Genomic DNA, 15,843 nt, shown 5'->3' on the forward strand with positions numbered 1-15,843 from the left:
GTCATCGCCACGCTTCCCCCGCAGGGAAAAGACTGGGGTCGTCGCCGCAACCGGCGACGACCCCCACGTCTTTCCGGAGGTTCGCGATGACCGCCTACGCGATGGCCCACCTGCGCCCCGTCCCGCCGCTGCACGACGGCGTGTTCACCTACATGGAGCGCATCCAGGACACGCTGGACCCGTTCGGCGGCCGGTTCCTCGTCCACGGCGCGGACGCCGAGGTGCTGGAGGGGCCGTTCGAGGGCGCGGTCGTCGTGATCGAGTTCCCCGACCTGGAGCGCGCCCGCGCCTGGTACGCGTCGGACGCCTACCAGGAGATCCTGCCGCTGCGCACCGACAACATCCCGGGCGTTGCGATCCTCGCCCAAGGCGCAAGCCCGGACCACGACTCGGCGGCGCTCGGCCGCCGGATGCGCGAAGCCCAGGCGGGTTAGGAGCAGCAGCCCCCGCCGCAGCAGCCTCCGCCGCCGCCGCGCGGGGCGGGGGCCGGGGCGGCGCCGCCCGTCACGGCGACGGTGGACAGCAGCTTGACCGTGTCGTCGTGCCCGCCGGGGCACCGCGCGGGCGCGGACGCCTCCGTCATCGGACGCGACACCTCGAACGTGGCGCCGCAGGAGCGGCAGCGGAAGTCGTAACGTGGCACAGCCTTTTCCTATCAGCCTTCACCGACATCGGGAACCCGGACGTCGACCGTCCGGCCGTCCGGGTCGCGCAGCAGATGGCGTCCGGGCGCGAGCCCCGCGGCCCGGGCGGTGAAGCCGAGCCGCAGCGCCCCGGTGCCACGGCCGTCGGACGCCGGGTAGATCTCGAACACGAGGCCGTCCGGCAGCACGGCCGCGTGGTGCGGCGGCCCGGTGCCGTGGCGCTCGGGAACGAAGTCCAGCCCGAGCGCCGCGTAGAACGCCACGCACTCCGCGGCCCGCGCCGTGTAGAGGACGATCAGGGACAGCACGCCCGGCTACGCGGCCGGTTCTTTGACGTAGGCGGCCCACTGCGGATCGCCGTCGTTGATGACGCCGATCAGCCGCCAGTGCGCGCCGCGCGGCACACAGGGAGCGGTGGGGAGCGTCCAGCCGAGTTCTTCGAGCAGCCGGTCGGCCTTGTTGTGGTTGCACGTCATGCAGGACGCGACGCAGTTCTCCCACACGTGCTTGCCGCCCCGGCTGCGCGGCTGGACGTGGTCGATGGTCTCGGCGCGCCGCCCGCAGTAGACGCAGCGGAAGCCGTCGCGCCGCATGAGCGCCGCGCGGGTGAGCGGGACGCGGCTGCGGTACGGGATCCGGACGTAGCGGCGCAGCCGGATCACCGACGGGACCTCCACCCGCATCGTCGCCGAGTGCAGGGCGGCGCCCGAGGAGTCGTGGTGCACGATCTCCGCCTTCTCCCGCAGGACGAGGCAGACCGCGCGCCGCAGCGGCAAGGTCGTGAGGGGTTCATAGGTGGCGTTGAGCAGGAGGACCTGTCGCATCACACGACCTCCGGCCGGCACGCCGTCGGCATGGCCTCGGCGGGCGGTGTTCTCCGCCGAGGCCCGCCTATCGCTTCCGGTATGTGTACACCCGCCATGTAGGGACCTCCCCAGGGGCGAACGGACCCGAAATCAGTGTGGCCTCAGAGGGAGGTCGTCCGCTACCCCATATCTCCCCGCCCCGTGGCCCGCCCGAACCCGCGAATCACGAAGGACACACTGTTGTCGCCGTCCCGTCTTATCGCGGGGCGGCGCGGCGCCAGGTGACCGTCCCGCCGATCCGGACGGTGCCCTTCGCACCGTCCGGGACGCGGGCGACGAGCCGCCCGGTGCGGCGTCCGCCCGCGGGCAGCGCGCCGTAACCGCAGCGGACACCGCCGGCCGTGGCGGCGCAGCCGGGCGTCACCGCGACGACGTCCAGCCTCGGCCGCAGCCGGTGGACGACGGTGAGGTCGCCGACGGAGGCGCCGGTGTTGCGGACGGTCCACGTCCAGGCGATCGTCCGGCCGTCGCGGGCGAGCCGGGCGGGCGAGTACTCGATCGTCACCGGCGCGGCCGGCGCGAACCCCGTGCCCGCCAGTGCCGCTCCGACCAGCGTCAATGCGATCTTCACCCGGTTCTCCCGTCCGTTCGCCTGCAAGATCAATCTCTAGCGGAGACCGCGCCCGCACGCGCGCCGACACGACGGCGGGGGCGCACCGTGCGCACGAAGATCGTCGGCGAATACAGTGCGGATCATGAGCCGACCGACATATCCGCCCGCGCACCGCCAGGACGTCGTGGACGTGCTCCACGGCCGCGAGGTGCCCGACCCGTACCGGTGGCTGGAGGACCGCGACTCCGCCGCGACGCGCGCCTGGCTGGAGGCGCAGGACGCCCTCTTCCACGCGACGGTCGACGGCCTGCCCGGACGGGACCGGCTGCGCGCGCGCCTCACCGAACTGCTGGGCGCGGGCAGCGTCGGCACGCCGGTCTGGCGCGGCGGACGGCTGTTCCAGACCCGCCGCGACCCCGGCCAGGAACATGCGGTGCTCGTGACGACCGATCCGGACGGCACCGAACGCGTCCTGGTCGACCCGATGGCCCTGGACGACAGCGGCACCACCACGCTCGACGGCTGGCAGCCCGACAAGGAGGGCCGCCGCGTCGCCTACAAGATCTCGCGCGGCGGGGACGAGGAGTCGCTGCTGTACGTCCTGGACGCCGCGACGGGCGCTCCGGTCGAAGGACCGATCGACCGGGCGCGCTACTCGTCGGTGGCGTGGCTGCCGGGCGGCGAGGCGTACTACTACGTCCGGCGGCTGCCGCCCGAGGACGTCCCCGAGGGCGAGGACCAGTACCACCGGCGCGTCTACCTGCACCGCGTCGGCGCCGACCCCGCCGACGACGTCGAGATCTTCGGCGCCGGGCGCGACAAGACGAACTACTACGGCGCGAGCGTGAGCCGCGACGGCCGCTGGCTGACGATCTCCGCGTCGCAGGGCACCGCGCCGCGCAACGACCTGTGGATCGCCGACCTGGCCGCGTCGCCGCCGGAGAAGCCCGCGCTGCGCGCCGTCCAGGAGGGCGTGGACGCCGGGACGGGCCTGTACGTCGGCCGCGACGGCCGCGCCTACGTGTTCACCGACCGGGACGCGCCGCGCTCGCGGCTGTGCGTGACCGACCCGTCCGACCCGGCGCCGGAGACGTGGCGGGACCTGATCCCCCAGGACCCCGAGGCGGTGCTGACGGACTTCGCGATCCTGGACGACCTGGACCGCCCCGTCCTGCTGGCGGCCTGGACGCGGCACGCGATCGGGGAGATCACCGTCCACGACCTGGCGTCCGGCGAGCGGCTCGGGACCGTTCCGACGCCGGGGCTCGGTTCGGTCGGCGGGTTCTCCGAGCGGCCCGAGGGCGGCCACGAGGCGTGGTTCTCCTACACCGACAACGTGACGCCCGCGCGGGTGCTGCGCTACGACGCGCGGACGGGCGAGACCGCGACCTGGGCGGCCCCGCCCGGCACGGTCGACGTCTCGCGCATCGAGACGAAGCAGGTCGCCTACACCTCGCGCGACGGCACGACCGTCCGGATGCTGGTCATGGCGCGGCCGGACGCGGACGGGCCGCGTCCGGCCGTCCTGTACGGCTACGGCGGCTTCAACGTGCCGCTCACCCCGGGCTACTCCGCGAGCGTCCTCGCGTGGGTGGAGGCGGGCGGCGTCTACGCCATCGCCAACCTGCGCGGCGGGTCGGAGGAGGGCGAGGAGTGGCACCGCGCGGGGATGCGCGAGCACAAGCAGAACGTCTTCGACGACTGCCACGCCGCCGCCGAGGCCCTGGTCGCGGGCGGCTGGACGACCCCGGACCGGCTCGCGGTCTCCGGCGGCTCCAACGGCGGGCTGCTCGTCGGCGCGGTGCTGACGCAGCGTCCCGAGCTGTACCGGGCGGTGGTGTGCTCGGCGCCGCTGCTCGACATGGTCCGGTACGAGCAGTTCGGCCTCGGACGGACGTGGAACGACGAGTACGGCACCGCCGACGACCCGGACGAGCTGGAGTGGCTGCTGTCCTACTCGCCGTACCACCACGTGCGGAAGGGCGTCGCTTATCCGGCCGTCCTGTTCACGGTCTTCGACGGGGACACGCGCGTCGACCCGCTCCACGGCCGCAAGATGTGCGCGGCGCTCCAGTACGCGACCGCGTCGGACGCGCCGGTGCTGCTGCGCAACGAGGAGCAGGTCGGACACGCGGCGCGGTCGGTGAGCCGGTCGGTGGACCTGATGACCGACACGCTGTCGTTCCTCGCCGCGCAGACGGGACTGGACCTCGACTGAGTGGCATCGCTCACACCGGGACGAAGCGGACGACAGGGAAATTCGACGCGTGCTCCAATAGCCGCATGACTCCCGTGGCCGCGCGTCCCGCCGCGCTGGACCGGATCCTCGCCCTCCTCGCCGACCCGCCCGCCGACCCCGACACCGGCGCGGGCTACCTCGACCTCCTCGGACCCGTCGACGAGCCCGCGCCGACGCTCGCGCAGTCGGTCATGCGGTCGTCGTTCCTGCCGCGCATCTACGAGCGGGTGTGGCGGCCGGTCGGGTTCAACCTCGCCAAGGGCTGGCCCGCCGGACCCGACACCGCCGCCGAGCAGGCGCTGCTGCGCCGCCGCCTCGGCCTCGGCGCGCGGCGGCCGTGCCGGGACGCGGGCACCGGCGACCGTCCGGACGCGACCGTCCTCGACATCGCCTGCGGCCCCGGCAACGTCACGCGGGCGCTGGCGTGCGGCGTCGGCCCCGGCGGACTCGTCGTCGGCCTGGACGCGGCGCCGCGCATGCTCGCCCGCGCCGCCGCCGAGCCCGTCCCGCAGGACGGCCCGGCGATCGGCTACGTCCGGGGCGACGCCGTCGACCTGCCGTTCGCGGACGCGACCTTCGACGCCGTCTGCTGCTCGGGCGCGCTCTACCTGTTCGCCGACCCGTGGGCCGCGCTGGACGCCATGACCCGCGTCCTGCGGCCCGGCGGACGGCTCGTCATCCTCACCAGCCGCCGTCCCCGGCTCCCCGTGACGGGCCTGACCGTCAGCACGGCCGGCCGCGCCGCCGGGATCCGCGTCTTCGGCGACGCCGAGGTCACCGGCGCCCTCGCCGGACGCGGCTTCGCCGACGTCCGGCGCGACCGCTACCCGCTCGCCCAGATCGTCACCGGCCGTCGCGTCTGACGGCACGACCGCGATCCGCCGACCCAGATCGTCGCGGGACGCCGCGTCTGACGTCGCGGCACCGCGATCCGCTGGCGCAGACGTGGCGGGCCGCCGCGTCTAACGTGCGGTGCGACCGCTACCCGGGGCGCCGCGTTCAGCGCAGACGCTTCTCCAGGTAGACGTTGACCAGGCCGCCGATCCGCTCGCGGCGCGTCTCGCGCCAGCCGAACCGGTGGTAGAGCGCGAGCGCCGTCGTCTGCCGCGACGTCGTGTCCGCGCGCAGCACCCGGTACCCCAGCTCGACGGCCCGCTCCTCCAGCATCCGCACCAGCGCGGTCCCGTACCCGCGCCCCTGGTGGTCGGGACGGACGCGCAGCCGCACCATCTCGACCGCGTCCAGCTCGGGCGCGCCGAGCACGGCCGCGCCGAACGCGCGCGCCCGGCCGCCCGGCACGAGATCGGCCCGGCGCAGCCCGCCCATCGCGACGATCGCGCCGCCGGCCTCCCCGACGAGGAACTCCCCGTCGTTGGTCAGATAGATCTCCTCCATCCGGAAAAAGTCGTGGTCGTAGTACACGCCGTCGCCCGGCCGCAGCCCGACCTGCGCCAGGCCCTCGCGGTGCAGCCGCAGCACGCTGGCGTGGTCGCCCGGCCGGTAGCGGCGCAGCCGCAGCTCCCCGAGCCGCCACACCGGCGGCTCCTGCGCCAGCCGCACCGGGACCGGACGTCCCGCCGCACCGGCGCCCTGCGGGGACGTGCCCTCGAACGTCGTCATCTCGCGGTTCAGACCTCTGTGCTCGGGTCGGGGGTGGCCGGGCTCTTGACCCACGGCCCGGACATCGCCTCGTAGAAGTCGTCCAGCGCGGGCATCTTCCCGTACCGGACCTTGACCTCGGCGCCGATCTGCCGGGCGCGGTGCATGAGGATGTCGGACCGGTGCTCGGGCGGCAGGTCGAGGATCGCGTCCTGCGCCGTGACGAGCGCCCCGTCGGCGTTCCCGGCGTTCAGTCGGCACAGCGCCCGGTCGAGCCGGACGAGCGTCAGGTCCACCCGGTCGCTCGGGGCGTACAGGGTCAGCGCGCGGCTGAGCACCTCGTCGCCCTGCTTGTGGTCGCCGAGGTTGGTGAACGTGTCGCCCTCGTAGAACGTCATCTGCCGGTCGGTGAAGCCGAACACCAGGTCGTTGGTGTCCTCGTTGCTCAGCCGCTCGAACACCGACCGGCCGCGCGCCAGCGCCCGCCGCGCGCCCGGACCGGCGTCGCCGCGTCCGCGCAGCGCGAGCATCCCGAGCGCGCGCGCCTCCACCGCCGGGCCCATCGCGGCGGCGACGGACGGGTCGCGTCCGGCCAGGTCCTGCGCCTTGCGCGCCAGGTGCAGCGCCTCGCGCGGGTCGCCGTAGTACATCGGGACGAGCGCCTCCCGCACCGTGACCCAGGCGCGGAGCTTGCGGTCGCCGGTCTCGTCGGCGGCGGTGCGGGCGGTGCGGAAGAACGACCGGGCGAGCCGGTGGTCGCCCAGGTTGATCATGATCAGGCCGGACAGCGCGGACAGCCGGGCGGCGATCCCGCACAGCCGCTCCTGGAGTTCGACCGGCTGGCGCATGTCGCACATCCGGCGGACCTCGCTGAAGTCCAGCAGGACGTCGCACAGCATCCGCAGCGACGGCGTCGCCTGGTAGATCTGGCCGTACCCGAGGGTGGTCTCCTCCCACTGGTCGAGCATGGTGGGCGAGACGGTCGCGTTGACGAGCGTGTCGTCCATCTTGCGGCGGAGCCCGTCCACGGCCCCGAGGAACTGGCCGTCGACGGCGACGCCGGCGCCGGCCAGGAGCTGCAGCAGTGTTCTACGCAGCACGATGTCCTCCTCCCCCACGTCGATCGACGCGGGATTCCCGTCGCGGCCGGACTCCCCGCGTCCGACCGGCAGCCAGCGGCGCCGCTCCGGACGGGCGACGACGTTCCCGACGAGGGGTTCGGGCTCGGGCGCGGCGACGTCCCCTCCGCCGGACGCGGCGACCGGCGCCGCGTGCGCGCGCCCGCACACGCACAGGTTCGCGAAGCCGAGCTGCACGGGCTCGACCCGGTACACGGCGCAGAGATAGTGCAGGTACTCCGGGCCGGGCCGCTTGTAGCCGCTCTCGTAGGCCGACAGCAGCGTCTCGCCGAGTTTCGGCTCGGGCTTGCCGTCCAGCTCGAAAAGCGCTCTGACCTGCGCGACGATGTCCGAGAGCGCGACACCGTGCGCGAGCCGGTGCGCCTTCACCGCGCTCGTTCCGAACAACGGGCCGCACTGGTCGTGGATTTCTCGTGCGATCTCCACGGGGGAATGTCCCCTGGCCAACCCGTGTGCGCGTATTCTGCGCGCAATGTCCGTTTCTTTTCGGGGGGGATCCGACATCGCCTCCGGCCTCCCTCACCGTTCGGCGGGGGGCTCCGGCCGCGGGGGCGGCCGACGTCTCCTGCCACGGCGACCGGTTGGTTATAGCCACGACAGATAATCTTTCGCGCACAGAGCGTAACTCCCGGGCGGGTGCGCGCCAACCCGAATGGCAGAATGGCAGGGCGCTTCCTGTGCCGTCCGCCACACGGGTAGAGGATTTTCCTCCGCGGGGTGCCATCTCTTCTCCCGGGGAGGTGTTTTCCCCTCCCCGACCGCCCGATGGGTGCCTTGACCCTTCTGCTGAGAGTTGCAATTCTCGCGTCCGTTGCCGGAGCACGGACGACGGAAGGGGTGCGCGGGTGGCCAGCGACAGACGCGTCGCCTACCTGGAGGACCTGGAACAGGCGCTCGACACGCGGGGCCTGGTCGGCCGGGTGGTGTCGACCGGAACGGGACACGCCTTCCTGCGGGTGATCAACCCCGACGCGGCGAGCCTCGCGGAGGACGTCACCTGCGCACCCTCGCCCGAGTCCCCCGACGTCTACTTCTGGTGGTCCTGGGGCGAGCGGCTGCACCCCGCCGACGACCCCGCCACCGCCGCGTCCAAGCTCGCGCACGTCCTGCAGCCGGTGTGCCGCGAGCCGGTCGGTCCCGTCCCCCGGGGCGCCGCCGACGCGGCCTGGCGCTGGCGGGCCGGACACCCCTGAACCGGGCGCGTCCCGCGCGCCGGCGGGCGGATTCGGCGCGGCAGCGCCGTCGCGCGGGACGCGACCCACTGTGCGAAGGGCACCTCCCCAGGGCCGTTACGATCGAGCGGGTACGCCCACGGGAAGGTTCGCTCGATCATGTTGTTGAACCTCGTGTCCCTCCAGGTCCCCTGGGGTGACAAGGGGACGCCGGAGACGATGTGCCACTCCGCGGAGCCCAGCGTCGGCTGCCGCCTGGTGTGGAACGTCTCACACGACGAGGGCTTCACCGACTTCTTCCGCACCTGGCTCGACAAGCCCCTCAACACGCTCGTCGTGATCGTCCTCACCGCCGCCGTCGCGCTGGTGCTGCGCCGGATCGCGCACCGGATGATCGACCGCGTCACGCTCCGGATGGCCGAGAGCACGATCTCCGAACGCGTCAAGGAACGGACGCGGACCCACTTCGAGGGCAGTCCGGCGCTGCTCAGCCAGCGGCGGGCGTCGCGGGCCAAGACGATCGGGTCGGTGCTGCGCAGCATCGCGTCCATCCTGATCCTCGGGACGGCCGCGTTCAGCATCCTCGGCAGCCTCGGCCTCAACCTCGCGCCGATCCTCGCCAGCGCCAGCGTCATCGGCGTCGCGGTCGGGTTCGGCGCGCAGAACATCGTCAAGGACTTCCTCGCCGGGCTGTTCATGCTGCTGGAGGACCAGTACGGCGTCGGGGACGTCATCGACGTCGGCACCGCCAAGGGCACCGTCGAGGCCGTCAGCCTGCGGGTCACCCGGATGCGGGACGTCAACGGCGTCGTCTGGTACGTCCCGAACGGCGAGATCAAGCACGTCGGCAACGAGTCCCAGAACTGGGGCCGCGCCGTGCTGGACATCCCGGTCGGCGTCACCGAGGACGTCGAGAAGGTCAAGGCGCTGCTCCAGTCCACCGCCGACGAACTCGGCGAGGACCCGGCGTGGCAACCGCTGATCCTGGAGCGCCCGTCGGTGTGGGGCGTCCAGTCCCTCGCCGGGGACGCGCTGACGATCCGCGTCGTGATCAAGACCGCGCCCGGCAAGCAGGCCGAGATCGCACGGGAGCTGCGCGAGCGCGTCAAGGTGTCGTTCGACCGGGCGGGCGTCTCCGTCGGCCCGACGGTGTGATCACGACTCGCATAGGGTGGGGACCGCTATGGCTGAACAGGTGACGTTCTACGAGGCGGTCGGCGGCGAGGAGACCTTCCGGCGCCTGGTCCACCGCTTCTACGAGGGCGTCGCGGACGACCCCGTCCTGCGTCCGCTCTACCCCGAGGAGGACCTCGGCCCCGCCGAGGAGCGGCTGCGGCTGTTCCTCGTCCAGTACTGGGGCGGGCCGAACACCTACAGCCAGGAGCGCGGGCACCCCCGCCTGCGCATGCGGCACGGCCCGTTCGTGATCGGCGCGGCGGAGCGGGACGCGTGGCTGGCGCGGATGCGGGAGGCCCTGAACGACCTCGACCTGCCCGAACAGCTCGACGCGATGCTCTGGAACTACTTCACCATGGCGGCGCAGAGCATGGTGAACGCGCCGTCCTGAAAGGGTAGGTCCCGCTTATGACCCGAACCCCCTGGTGGCGCAACGCCGTCGTGTACGAGGTGTACGTCCGCAGTTTCGCCGACGCCGACGGAGACGGCGACGGCGACCTGCGCGGCGTCCGGTCCCGGCTCGGATACCTGCGGGACCTCGGCATCGACGCGCTGTGGCTCACCCCGTTCTACCGGTCGCCGCTCGCCGACGGCGGCTACGACGTCGCCGACTACCGCGCCGTCGACCCGCGCTTCGGCTCGCTGGAGGACTTCGACGCGCTCGTCGCCGACGCGCACGCGCACGGCCTGCGGGTGATCATCGACATCGTGCCCAACCACACGTCCGACCGGCATCCGTGGTTCCAGGAGGCGCTGGCGGCGCCGCCCGGTTCGCCGGCCCGCGACCGGTACGTCTTCCGCACCGGGCCGCCGGACGGGTCGCCGCCCACGGACTGGCCGTCGGCGTTCGGCGGCCCCGCCTGGACGCGCCTGCCGGACGGCGAGTGGTACCTGCACCTGTACGCGTCCGAGCAGCCGGACCTCAACTGGCACAACCCGGAGGTCCGCGCCGAGTTCGAGGACATCCTGCGGTTCTGGCTGGACCGGGGCGCGGACGGGTTCCGCATCGACGTCGCCGCCGGGCTGTTCAAGGACCCCGAGTTCGCCGACCTCGGCGACAGGGGGCGGCACGGGCCGGGCAGCCCGATCTACGGCCGTCCCGAGGTGCACCAGGTCTACCGCGACTGGCGGCGCGTCCTGGACTCCTACGACGGCGAGCGGATGGCGATCGGCGAGGTCTGGACGGACGATCCGGACACGCTCGTCCGGTATCTGCGCGCCGACGAGCTGCACCAGGTCTTCCAGTTCCACCTGCAGCTCGCGCCGTGGTCGGCGAAGGACTTCCGGCAGGTGGTGACCGGCGCGATCGACGCGGTCGCGCCGACGGGGGCCGCGCCGACCTGGGTGCTGTCCAGCCACGACGTCATCCGGCACACGACCCGGTACGAGCAGCCCGCCGGGCCGCCGGGGATCGGGCTCGCGCGGGCGCGGGCGGCGCTGCTGTTCGTCCTCGCGCTGCCCGGTTCGACCTATCTGTACCAGGGCGAGGAGCTGGGGCTGCCGGAGGTCCTGGACATGCCCGCCGACGCCCGGCGCGACCCGATCTGGATCCGCAGCGGCGGGACCGTCCTCGGCCGGGACGGGTGCCGCGTCCCGCTGCCGTGGTCGGGCAAGGCGGCGCCGTTCGGGTTCGGTCCGGACGGGTCGCGGCCGTGGCTGCCCGTCCCGGACGCGTGGCGCGACCTCACCGCCGAGGCCCAGTCCGCCGAGCCGGACTCCATGCTCGCCTTCTACCGGCGGGCGCTGCGCAAGCGGCGGGCGCTGCCGTCCGACCTGCCCGACTCGATCGAATGGGTGGACTCGCCGGGCGAGTCGCTGGCGTTCCGGCGCGGGCCCCTGACCTGCGTGGTGAACTTCGGGTCCGAGCCGGTGAAGGTGCCGTCCGGGCACCGCGTCCTGACGAGCGAGCCCGTCGGGGACCTGCTGCCCGGCGGCACCGCCGTCTGGCTCCTGGACCGCTGACGTGCGTTGCGGCGGCCCGCCCGCCGGCGGGCCGCCGCACCGGTCACAGACGCGGACGTTCGAGGAGCACCGGGTCCTCGGCCGGGACCGTCCGGGCCAGCATCGACGGCGCCGGGCCGAGTCCCGCCCAGCGGCGGACGTCCTCGGTCGCGGCGGCGCGCTGGTCCGCGGGCAGCTTGGCGATGAGGCGTCCGCTGTGGTTCATGCCGGGGGCGACGTACACCGCCGAGTCTCTTGAGCCCGCGCCCAGCTCGAACGGCTCCGCGCCCCACGGGTCGTTCTGGCCGTACAGGAACAGCATGCGGTCACTGTGGCCGCGCACCCACGCGTCGATGTCGCGCATGGCCGCGCCGCCGTCGAACCGCATCGGTATGTCGCGGGGTACGTAGGTGCGGGGCAGGTAGTCGTCGGGGTACCGCAGTTCGCCGCGCAGGTTCGGGAACGCGGGGTACGGCCAGCCGAGCTGCGTCCCCGCCTGGTAGTAGTACGGGACGTACCGATCCAGGCTCTGGTCGGTGTAGGACGACAGGTCGGAGATGGCGTTCAGGCTCGCGTACAGCTCGTCGTCGGGGGCGGTCACGGCGGGCAGGCTCGCGCAGTCGGACTGCAGGCTGTACTGCCAGAACGCCCACTCGTAGTCCAGCACCGAGTTCTCGAAGGCGCGGTCGGCGGTGCGCAGGATGCGGAACGTCCAGCCGTTCTTGGCCGCGTCGGCTTCCAGGTGCGCTACGAGCGGTTTGCGGCGCTTCAGGAACTCGCGGGCGAGGCTCTTGAGCTGGACGCGGCACTTCGGGTCGTCGCCGACCGTCAGGAAGAAGCGGTCGTAACGACTGTCCTCGTTGTTGACGACGTCGTTGGGGGCGACGTAGACGACGCTGCCGTCCACATCACGGGGATAGAAGCGCCGGTGGTAGACGGCCGTCATGCCGCCCTTGCTCGCGCCCGTCGAGATCCACTTGGCGCCGTAGATGGTCTTGAGGGCGCCGATGATGCGGTGCTCGTCCGTCGCGGCCTGCCAGATCGTGTCGTTGCGCCAGGTCGCCGGCTCCGGGCGCGACGGCGTGAAGTACCGGTACTCGACGGAGATCTGGTTGCCGTCCACCAGCGCGGTCGGCTCGCTGGTGAACATGACCTCGGGCGTGTTGTAGCCGCTGGTGTAGAGCACCATCGGACGGTCCGTGCTCTTGTGCTCCAGCAGGATCCGCTGCTCGAACCACCGTCCGTGCGGGTTCCGGTGGTCGACGGGCTGCTTGTAGGTGAGCCAGAACCACCGGTAGCCGGGGAGCGTGGACGTCCGCTCCTCGACCGTCATGCCCGGTATGGCGCGCAGCCGGTCGGCGACGTCCGGTGGCGCCGCGCGGACCGCCGTGACGGTGCCGCAGGTCAGCCCGGCCGCCAGGAACAGGGCCATCGCCCCGCGTGAGAAGCGCCGCATCCTTCCCCTTCCCGCGTGGAATGTCGACGCAGACCCTAAGCGGCCCGTGGTGGTCTCGACCGGCCCTGTTCCTCCCGTTATCCATCCGTGATCGGCGGGGCGAGCGTGCGTCCGTCGTCCCAGGGGGCGAGGCACTCGAACAGGCGCTCGTCGTGCCAGCGGCCGGCCACATGGATGTGGCGCCGCGCGACGCCGACCGGGGTGAACCCGTTGCGCAGCAGGACGCGCTGCGACGCGATGTTGTCGACCCGGGTGAACGCCTCGACGCGGTGCAGCCGCAGCTCCCCGAACGCCACGGCCAGCGCCTGGCGCAGGGCCTCGGTCGCGACGCCGCGTCCGGTGTGGTTCCGGTCGACCCAGTAGCCGGTGAAGCAGCTCTGGAGCGCGCCGCGCAGGATGTTGTTGAGCGTGATGCGGCCGGCGATCGTGCCGTCGACGAGGATGACGCCGGGCCACATCTCGCCGAACGCCAGGGCGTCCAGCAGGTCCCGGATGTTGTCGAGCTGGCCCTGCTCGGTGAAGTACCGGTCGCCCTTCTCCGGCTCCCACGGGCGAAGATGCTCCCGGTTCGCCCGGTACAGCGCGGCGAGTTCGGGGGCGTCGGTCTCGGCGACCGGGCGCAGCGCGACCCGCCGCAGCGTCGCCGCTTCGGAGCCGGTCACTCCGCCGGGGCGAGGTACCGGCCGATGAACTCCCGTTCGTACGGCGTGAAGCGCCGCAGCCGGTTCGCCTCCACGTCGAACGCCACGATCGTGGACGTCGCCGTCGCGTACACGTGGGCGTCGTCGCGGACCTCGTAGCCCAGCGTGAACGACGCCGCCCGCGCCTGCCGCACCCACGTCTCCACCCGCACGGGATGGACGGTCGGCAGCAGCGGCAGCTTGTAGTCGATCTCGTGCCGCGCGATGACCATGCCGCGCACCGGCTCCTCGCCCTTGCGGACGGGGTCGCCGTGGAACATCTCCAGCCGCGCGTCCTCCAGGTAGCCGAGGAACTTCACGTTGTTCACATGTCCCTGCGAGTCGATGTCGCCGAAGCGGAGATGGAACTCGTAGACGTGCCGGAACTCGGCGGGAGGCGGTTCGGTGCGCTGCATGTCTCACCTGGGTTCGGGGGCGCTGGTCCGGGTGATGGTACCCGGACCAGCGGCCCGTCCCGGGATCAGTCCCGGGTGAGCTTGCGGTGGGTGACGCGGTGCGGACGGGCCGCGTCCGCGCCGAGCCGCTCCACCTTGTTCTTCTCGTAGTCGGCGTAGTTGCCCTCGAACCAGAACCAGTTCGAGCCCTCTTCCCAGGCCAGGATGTGCGTCGCGATCCGGTCCAGGAACCACCGGTCGTGCGAGGTGATCACGGCGCAGCCGGGGAACTCCAGCAGCGCGTTCTCCAGGCTGGACAGGGTCTCGGTGTCGAGGTCGTTGGTGGGCTCGTCCAGCAGCAGGACGTTGCCGCCCTGCTTCAGCGTCAGCGCCAGGTTCAGCCGGTTGCGCTCACCGCCGGACAGGACGCCCGTCGGCTTCTGCTGGTCCGGGCCCTTGAAGCCGAACGCCGCCACGTACGCGCGGGACGGCATCTCGACCTGACCGACGTTGATGTGGTCGAGGCCGTCGGACACGGTCTGCCACACCGTCTTCTGCGGGTCGAGCCCGCCGCGTCCCTGGTCCACGTAGGAGATCTGGACGGTCTCGCCGAGCCGCAGCACGCCGGTGTCCGGCCCCTCCTCCCCCACGATCATGCGGAACAGGGTCGTCTTGCCGACGCCGTTCGGGCCGATGACGCCGACGATGCCGTTCGGCGGCAGGTTGAACGACAGGTGCTCCATCAGCAGCCGCTCGCCGAACCCCTTGGTGACGTCGTCGGCGACGATCACCGTGTTGCCCAGGCGCGGACCCGGCGGGATCTGGATCTCCTCGAAGTCCAGCTTGCGGGTCTTGGCCGCCTCCGCCGCCATCTCCTCGTAGCGCTGGAGACGGGCCTTGCTCTTGGTCTGCCGCGCCTTGGGGTTCGAGCGGACCCACTCCAGCTCGTCCTGGAGGCGCTTCTTGCGCTTGGCGTCCTTGTTGCCCTCGACCTTGAGGCGCTCGGCCTTCTTCTCCAGATAGGTCGAGTAGTTGCCCTCGTAGGGGTGGCAGCGGCCCCGGTCCAGCTCCAGGATCCACGTCGCCACGTTGTCCAGGAAGTACCGGTCGTGGGTGACGGCGAGGACGGTGCCCTCGTACTTCGCGAGGAACTGCTCCAGCCAGTTGACGCTCTCGGCGTCGAGGTGGTTGGTGGGCTCGTCCAGCAGCAGCAGGTCGGGCGCCTCCAGCAGCAGCTTGCACAGCGCGACCCGGCGCCGCTCACCCCCGGACAGCCTGGTGACGTCCGCGTCCGGCGGCGGGCAGCGCAACGCGTCCATCGCCTGCTCAAGCTGACTGTCGAGGTCCCAGGCGTTGCGATGGTCCAACTGCTCCTGCAGCTTGCCCATCTCGGCCATCAGCTCGTCGGAGTAGTCGGTCGCCATCTGCTCGGCGATCTCGTTGAACCGGTCGAGCAGCGCCTTGGTCTCCGCAACGCCCTCCTGGACGTTCCCGAGAACCGTCTTCTCCTCGTTCAGCGGCGGCTCCTGCTGCAGGATGCCGACACTGAAGCCCGGCATGAGCCTGGCGTCGCCGTTGGACGGCTGCTCCAGACCGGCCATCATCCGCAGCAGCGTCGACTTACCGGTGCCGTTCGGACCCAGAACACCGATCTTGGCGCCCGGGAGGAAGTGCAGGGTCACGTCGTCCAGGACGACCTTGTCCCCATGTGCCTTGCGCACACGCTGCATCGTGTAGATGTACTCGGCCATATCGTCAAGCCTAGAGCCTTCCGGGCACCGGTCGACGCACCTTGACCCCGTCCACCCCACCCCAAGCCCCCCACCGTCCCCACCCCCCAAAATCCACCCCCAAAAGCCCCCCACCACCCCACCCCCAACACCCGCCCCCATCCACAACCACACCCCAATCCCACAACCCAGCCCAACACCCCACCGCGCCAGACCCGCCACAAGCACAGCACTCCAACCCAACAAACCCGAA

General features: G+C 72.2%; 17 protein-coding genes. 7 read left to right on the forward strand and 10 right to left on the reverse strand.

Going from position 1 to position 15,843, the window contains the following annotated elements; genetic code table 11:
- Window positions 1–86 precede the first annotated feature (86 nt).
- Window positions 87–434, forward strand: coding sequence for a DUF1330 domain-containing protein (locus tag GQ466_RS17890; RefSeq protein WP_161104107.1), 348 nt, complete (start codon window positions 87–89; stop codon window positions 432–434).
- Here the strand turns inward: GQ466_RS17890 and GQ466_RS17895 are convergent.
- The 4 genes from GQ466_RS17895 to GQ466_RS17910 form a co-directional block, all read right to left on the reverse strand.
- On the reverse strand, window positions 431–643 hold the full coding sequence (locus GQ466_RS17895; protein ID WP_161104108.1) for an FmdB family zinc ribbon protein: 213 nt from the start codon (window positions 641–643) through the stop codon (window positions 431–433). The genes GQ466_RS17890 and GQ466_RS17895 overlap by 4 nt on opposite strands.
- A 12-nt stretch (window positions 644–655) precedes the next feature.
- Window positions 656–952, reverse strand: coding sequence for a VOC family protein (locus GQ466_RS17900; RefSeq protein WP_161104109.1), 297 nt, complete (start codon window positions 950–952; stop codon window positions 656–658).
- A 6-nt stretch (window positions 953–958) separates the two neighbouring features.
- Entirely contained in the window at window positions 959–1,468 is a 510-nt protein-coding gene (locus tag GQ466_RS17905; protein WP_161104110.1) for an HNH endonuclease, read from the reverse strand.
- 238 nt (window positions 1,469–1,706) lie between these two features.
- The gene (locus tag GQ466_RS17910; protein WP_161104111.1) at window positions 1,707–2,081 is read right to left on the reverse strand and encodes a hypothetical protein; all 375 of its coding nucleotides are present in this window, start codon (window positions 2,079–2,081) and stop codon (window positions 1,707–1,709) included.
- Between the two features lie 124 nt (window positions 2,082–2,205).
- Between GQ466_RS17910 and GQ466_RS17915 the strand changes: the two genes are divergently transcribed.
- Both GQ466_RS17915 and GQ466_RS17920 read left to right on the forward strand, forming a co-directional pair.
- The gene (locus tag GQ466_RS17915) at window positions 2,206–4,281 is read left to right on the forward strand and encodes a prolyl oligopeptidase family serine peptidase (protein ID WP_161104112.1); all 2,076 of its coding nucleotides are present in this window, start codon (window positions 2,206–2,208) and stop codon (window positions 4,279–4,281) included.
- 65 nt (window positions 4,282–4,346) lie between these two features.
- Window positions 4,347–5,165, forward strand: coding sequence for a class I SAM-dependent methyltransferase (locus GQ466_RS17920; protein WP_161104113.1), 819 nt, complete (start codon window positions 4,347–4,349; stop codon window positions 5,163–5,165).
- Between the two features lie 136 nt (window positions 5,166–5,301).
- Here the strand turns inward: GQ466_RS17920 and GQ466_RS17925 are convergent, their stop codons facing one another.
- Entirely contained in the window at window positions 5,302–5,922 is a 621-nt protein-coding gene (locus tag GQ466_RS17925; RefSeq protein WP_161104114.1) for a GNAT family N-acetyltransferase, read from the reverse strand.
- Between the two features lie 8 nt (window positions 5,923–5,930).
- Window positions 5,931–7,466 (reverse strand): NsdA family TPR-like regulatory protein, encoded by a 1,536-nt coding sequence (locus tag GQ466_RS17930; RefSeq protein WP_161104115.1) that lies wholly within the window; start codon window positions 7,464–7,466, stop codon window positions 5,931–5,933.
- Window positions 7,467–7,885: 419 nt separating this feature from the next.
- On the opposite strand from GQ466_RS17930, the gene GQ466_RS17935 reads away from it, so the two are divergent.
- The 4 genes from GQ466_RS17935 (at window position 7,886) to GQ466_RS17950 (ending at window position 11,350) form a co-directional block, all read left to right on the forward strand.
- Window positions 7,886–8,233 carry a hypothetical protein gene (locus tag GQ466_RS17935; protein WP_337193524.1) on the forward strand — a complete coding sequence of 116 codons (348 nt, stop codon included), beginning with the start codon at window positions 7,886–7,888 and terminating at the stop codon, window positions 8,231–8,233.
- Between the two features lie 138 nt (window positions 8,234–8,371).
- Window positions 8,372–9,367: a mechanosensitive ion channel family protein gene (locus GQ466_RS17940; RefSeq protein ID WP_161104116.1), complete on the forward strand. Its 996-nt coding sequence runs from the start codon at window positions 8,372–8,374 to the stop codon at window positions 9,365–9,367.
- Window positions 9,368–9,395: 28 nt separating this feature from the next.
- Window positions 9,396–9,779: a globin gene (locus GQ466_RS17945; protein ID WP_161104117.1), complete on the forward strand. Its 384-nt coding sequence runs from the start codon at window positions 9,396–9,398 to the stop codon at window positions 9,777–9,779.
- Window positions 9,780–9,796: 17 nt separating this feature from the next.
- The gene (locus tag GQ466_RS17950; protein WP_161104118.1) at window positions 9,797–11,350 is read left to right on the forward strand and encodes a glycoside hydrolase family 13 protein; all 1,554 of its coding nucleotides are present in this window, start codon (window positions 9,797–9,799) and stop codon (window positions 11,348–11,350) included.
- A 43-nt stretch (window positions 11,351–11,393) separates the two neighbouring features.
- Here GQ466_RS17950 and GQ466_RS17955 read toward each other — a convergent pair whose 3' ends face one another.
- The 4 genes from GQ466_RS17955 to ettA form a co-directional block, all read right to left on the reverse strand.
- Entirely contained in the window at window positions 11,394–12,785 is a 1,392-nt protein-coding gene (locus tag GQ466_RS17955; RefSeq protein WP_237418110.1) for a S28 family serine protease, read from the reverse strand.
- A 77-nt stretch (window positions 12,786–12,862) separates the two neighbouring features.
- Entirely contained in the window at window positions 12,863–13,447 is a 585-nt protein-coding gene (locus tag GQ466_RS17960; RefSeq protein ID WP_337193525.1) for a GNAT family N-acetyltransferase, read from the reverse strand.
- Window positions 13,444–13,881: an acyl-CoA thioesterase gene (locus GQ466_RS17965; protein WP_161104119.1), complete on the reverse strand. Its 438-nt coding sequence runs from the start codon at window positions 13,879–13,881 to the stop codon at window positions 13,444–13,446. Before GQ466_RS17965 ends, GQ466_RS17960 begins: the two co-directional genes overlap by 4 nt.
- A 65-nt stretch (window positions 13,882–13,946) precedes the next feature.
- Window positions 13,947–15,611, reverse strand: a complete 1,665-nt coding sequence (gene ettA / locus GQ466_RS17970; RefSeq protein WP_161104120.1) for an energy-dependent translational throttle protein EttA — start codon at window positions 15,609–15,611, stop codon at window positions 13,947–13,949.
- Window positions 15,612–15,843: the final 232 nt, after the last annotated feature.

This window comes from Actinomadura rayongensis (assembly GCF_009831215.1).
Classification (GTDB): domain Bacteria; phylum Actinomycetota; class Actinomycetes; order Streptosporangiales; family Streptosporangiaceae; genus Spirillospora; species Spirillospora rayongensis.

What these genes read in the sequence shown, in the direction of transcription:
- GQ466_RS17945 (WP_161104117.1), top strand. Translation starts at nt 9,396, where the DNA reads ATGGCTGAACAGGTGACGTTCTACGAGGCGGTCGGCGGCGAGGAGACC.
- GQ466_RS17920 (WP_161104113.1), top strand. Translation starts at nt 4,347, where the DNA reads ATGACTCCCGTGGCCGCGCGTCCCGCCGCGCTGGACCGGATCCTCGCC.
- GQ466_RS17890 (WP_161104107.1), top strand. Translation starts at nt 87, where the DNA reads ATGACCGCCTACGCGATGGCCCACCTGCGCCCCGTCCCGCCGCTGCAC.
- GQ466_RS17965 (WP_161104119.1), bottom strand. Translation starts at nt 13,881, where the DNA reads ATGCAGCGCACCGAACCGCCTCCCGCCGAGTTCCGGCACGTCTACGAG.
- GQ466_RS17950 (WP_161104118.1), top strand. Translation starts at nt 9,797, where the DNA reads ATGACCCGAACCCCCTGGTGGCGCAACGCCGTCGTGTACGAGGTGTAC.
- GQ466_RS17955 (WP_237418110.1), bottom strand. Translation starts at nt 12,785, where the DNA reads ATGCGGCGCTTCTCACGCGGGGCGATGGCCCTGTTCCTGGCGGCCGGG.
- GQ466_RS17905 (WP_161104110.1), bottom strand. Translation starts at nt 1,468, where the DNA reads ATGCGACAGGTCCTCCTGCTCAACGCCACCTATGAACCCCTCACGACC.
- GQ466_RS17940 (WP_161104116.1), top strand. Translation starts at nt 8,372, where the DNA reads ATGTTGTTGAACCTCGTGTCCCTCCAGGTCCCCTGGGGTGACAAGGGG.
- ettA (WP_161104120.1), bottom strand. Translation starts at nt 15,611, where the DNA reads ATGGCCGAGTACATCTACACGATGCAGCGTGTGCGCAAGGCACATGGG.
- GQ466_RS17915 (WP_161104112.1), top strand. Translation starts at nt 2,206, where the DNA reads ATGAGCCGACCGACATATCCGCCCGCGCACCGCCAGGACGTCGTGGAC.
- GQ466_RS17925 (WP_161104114.1), bottom strand. Translation starts at nt 5,922, where the DNA reads ATGACGACGTTCGAGGGCACGTCCCCGCAGGGCGCCGGTGCGGCGGGA.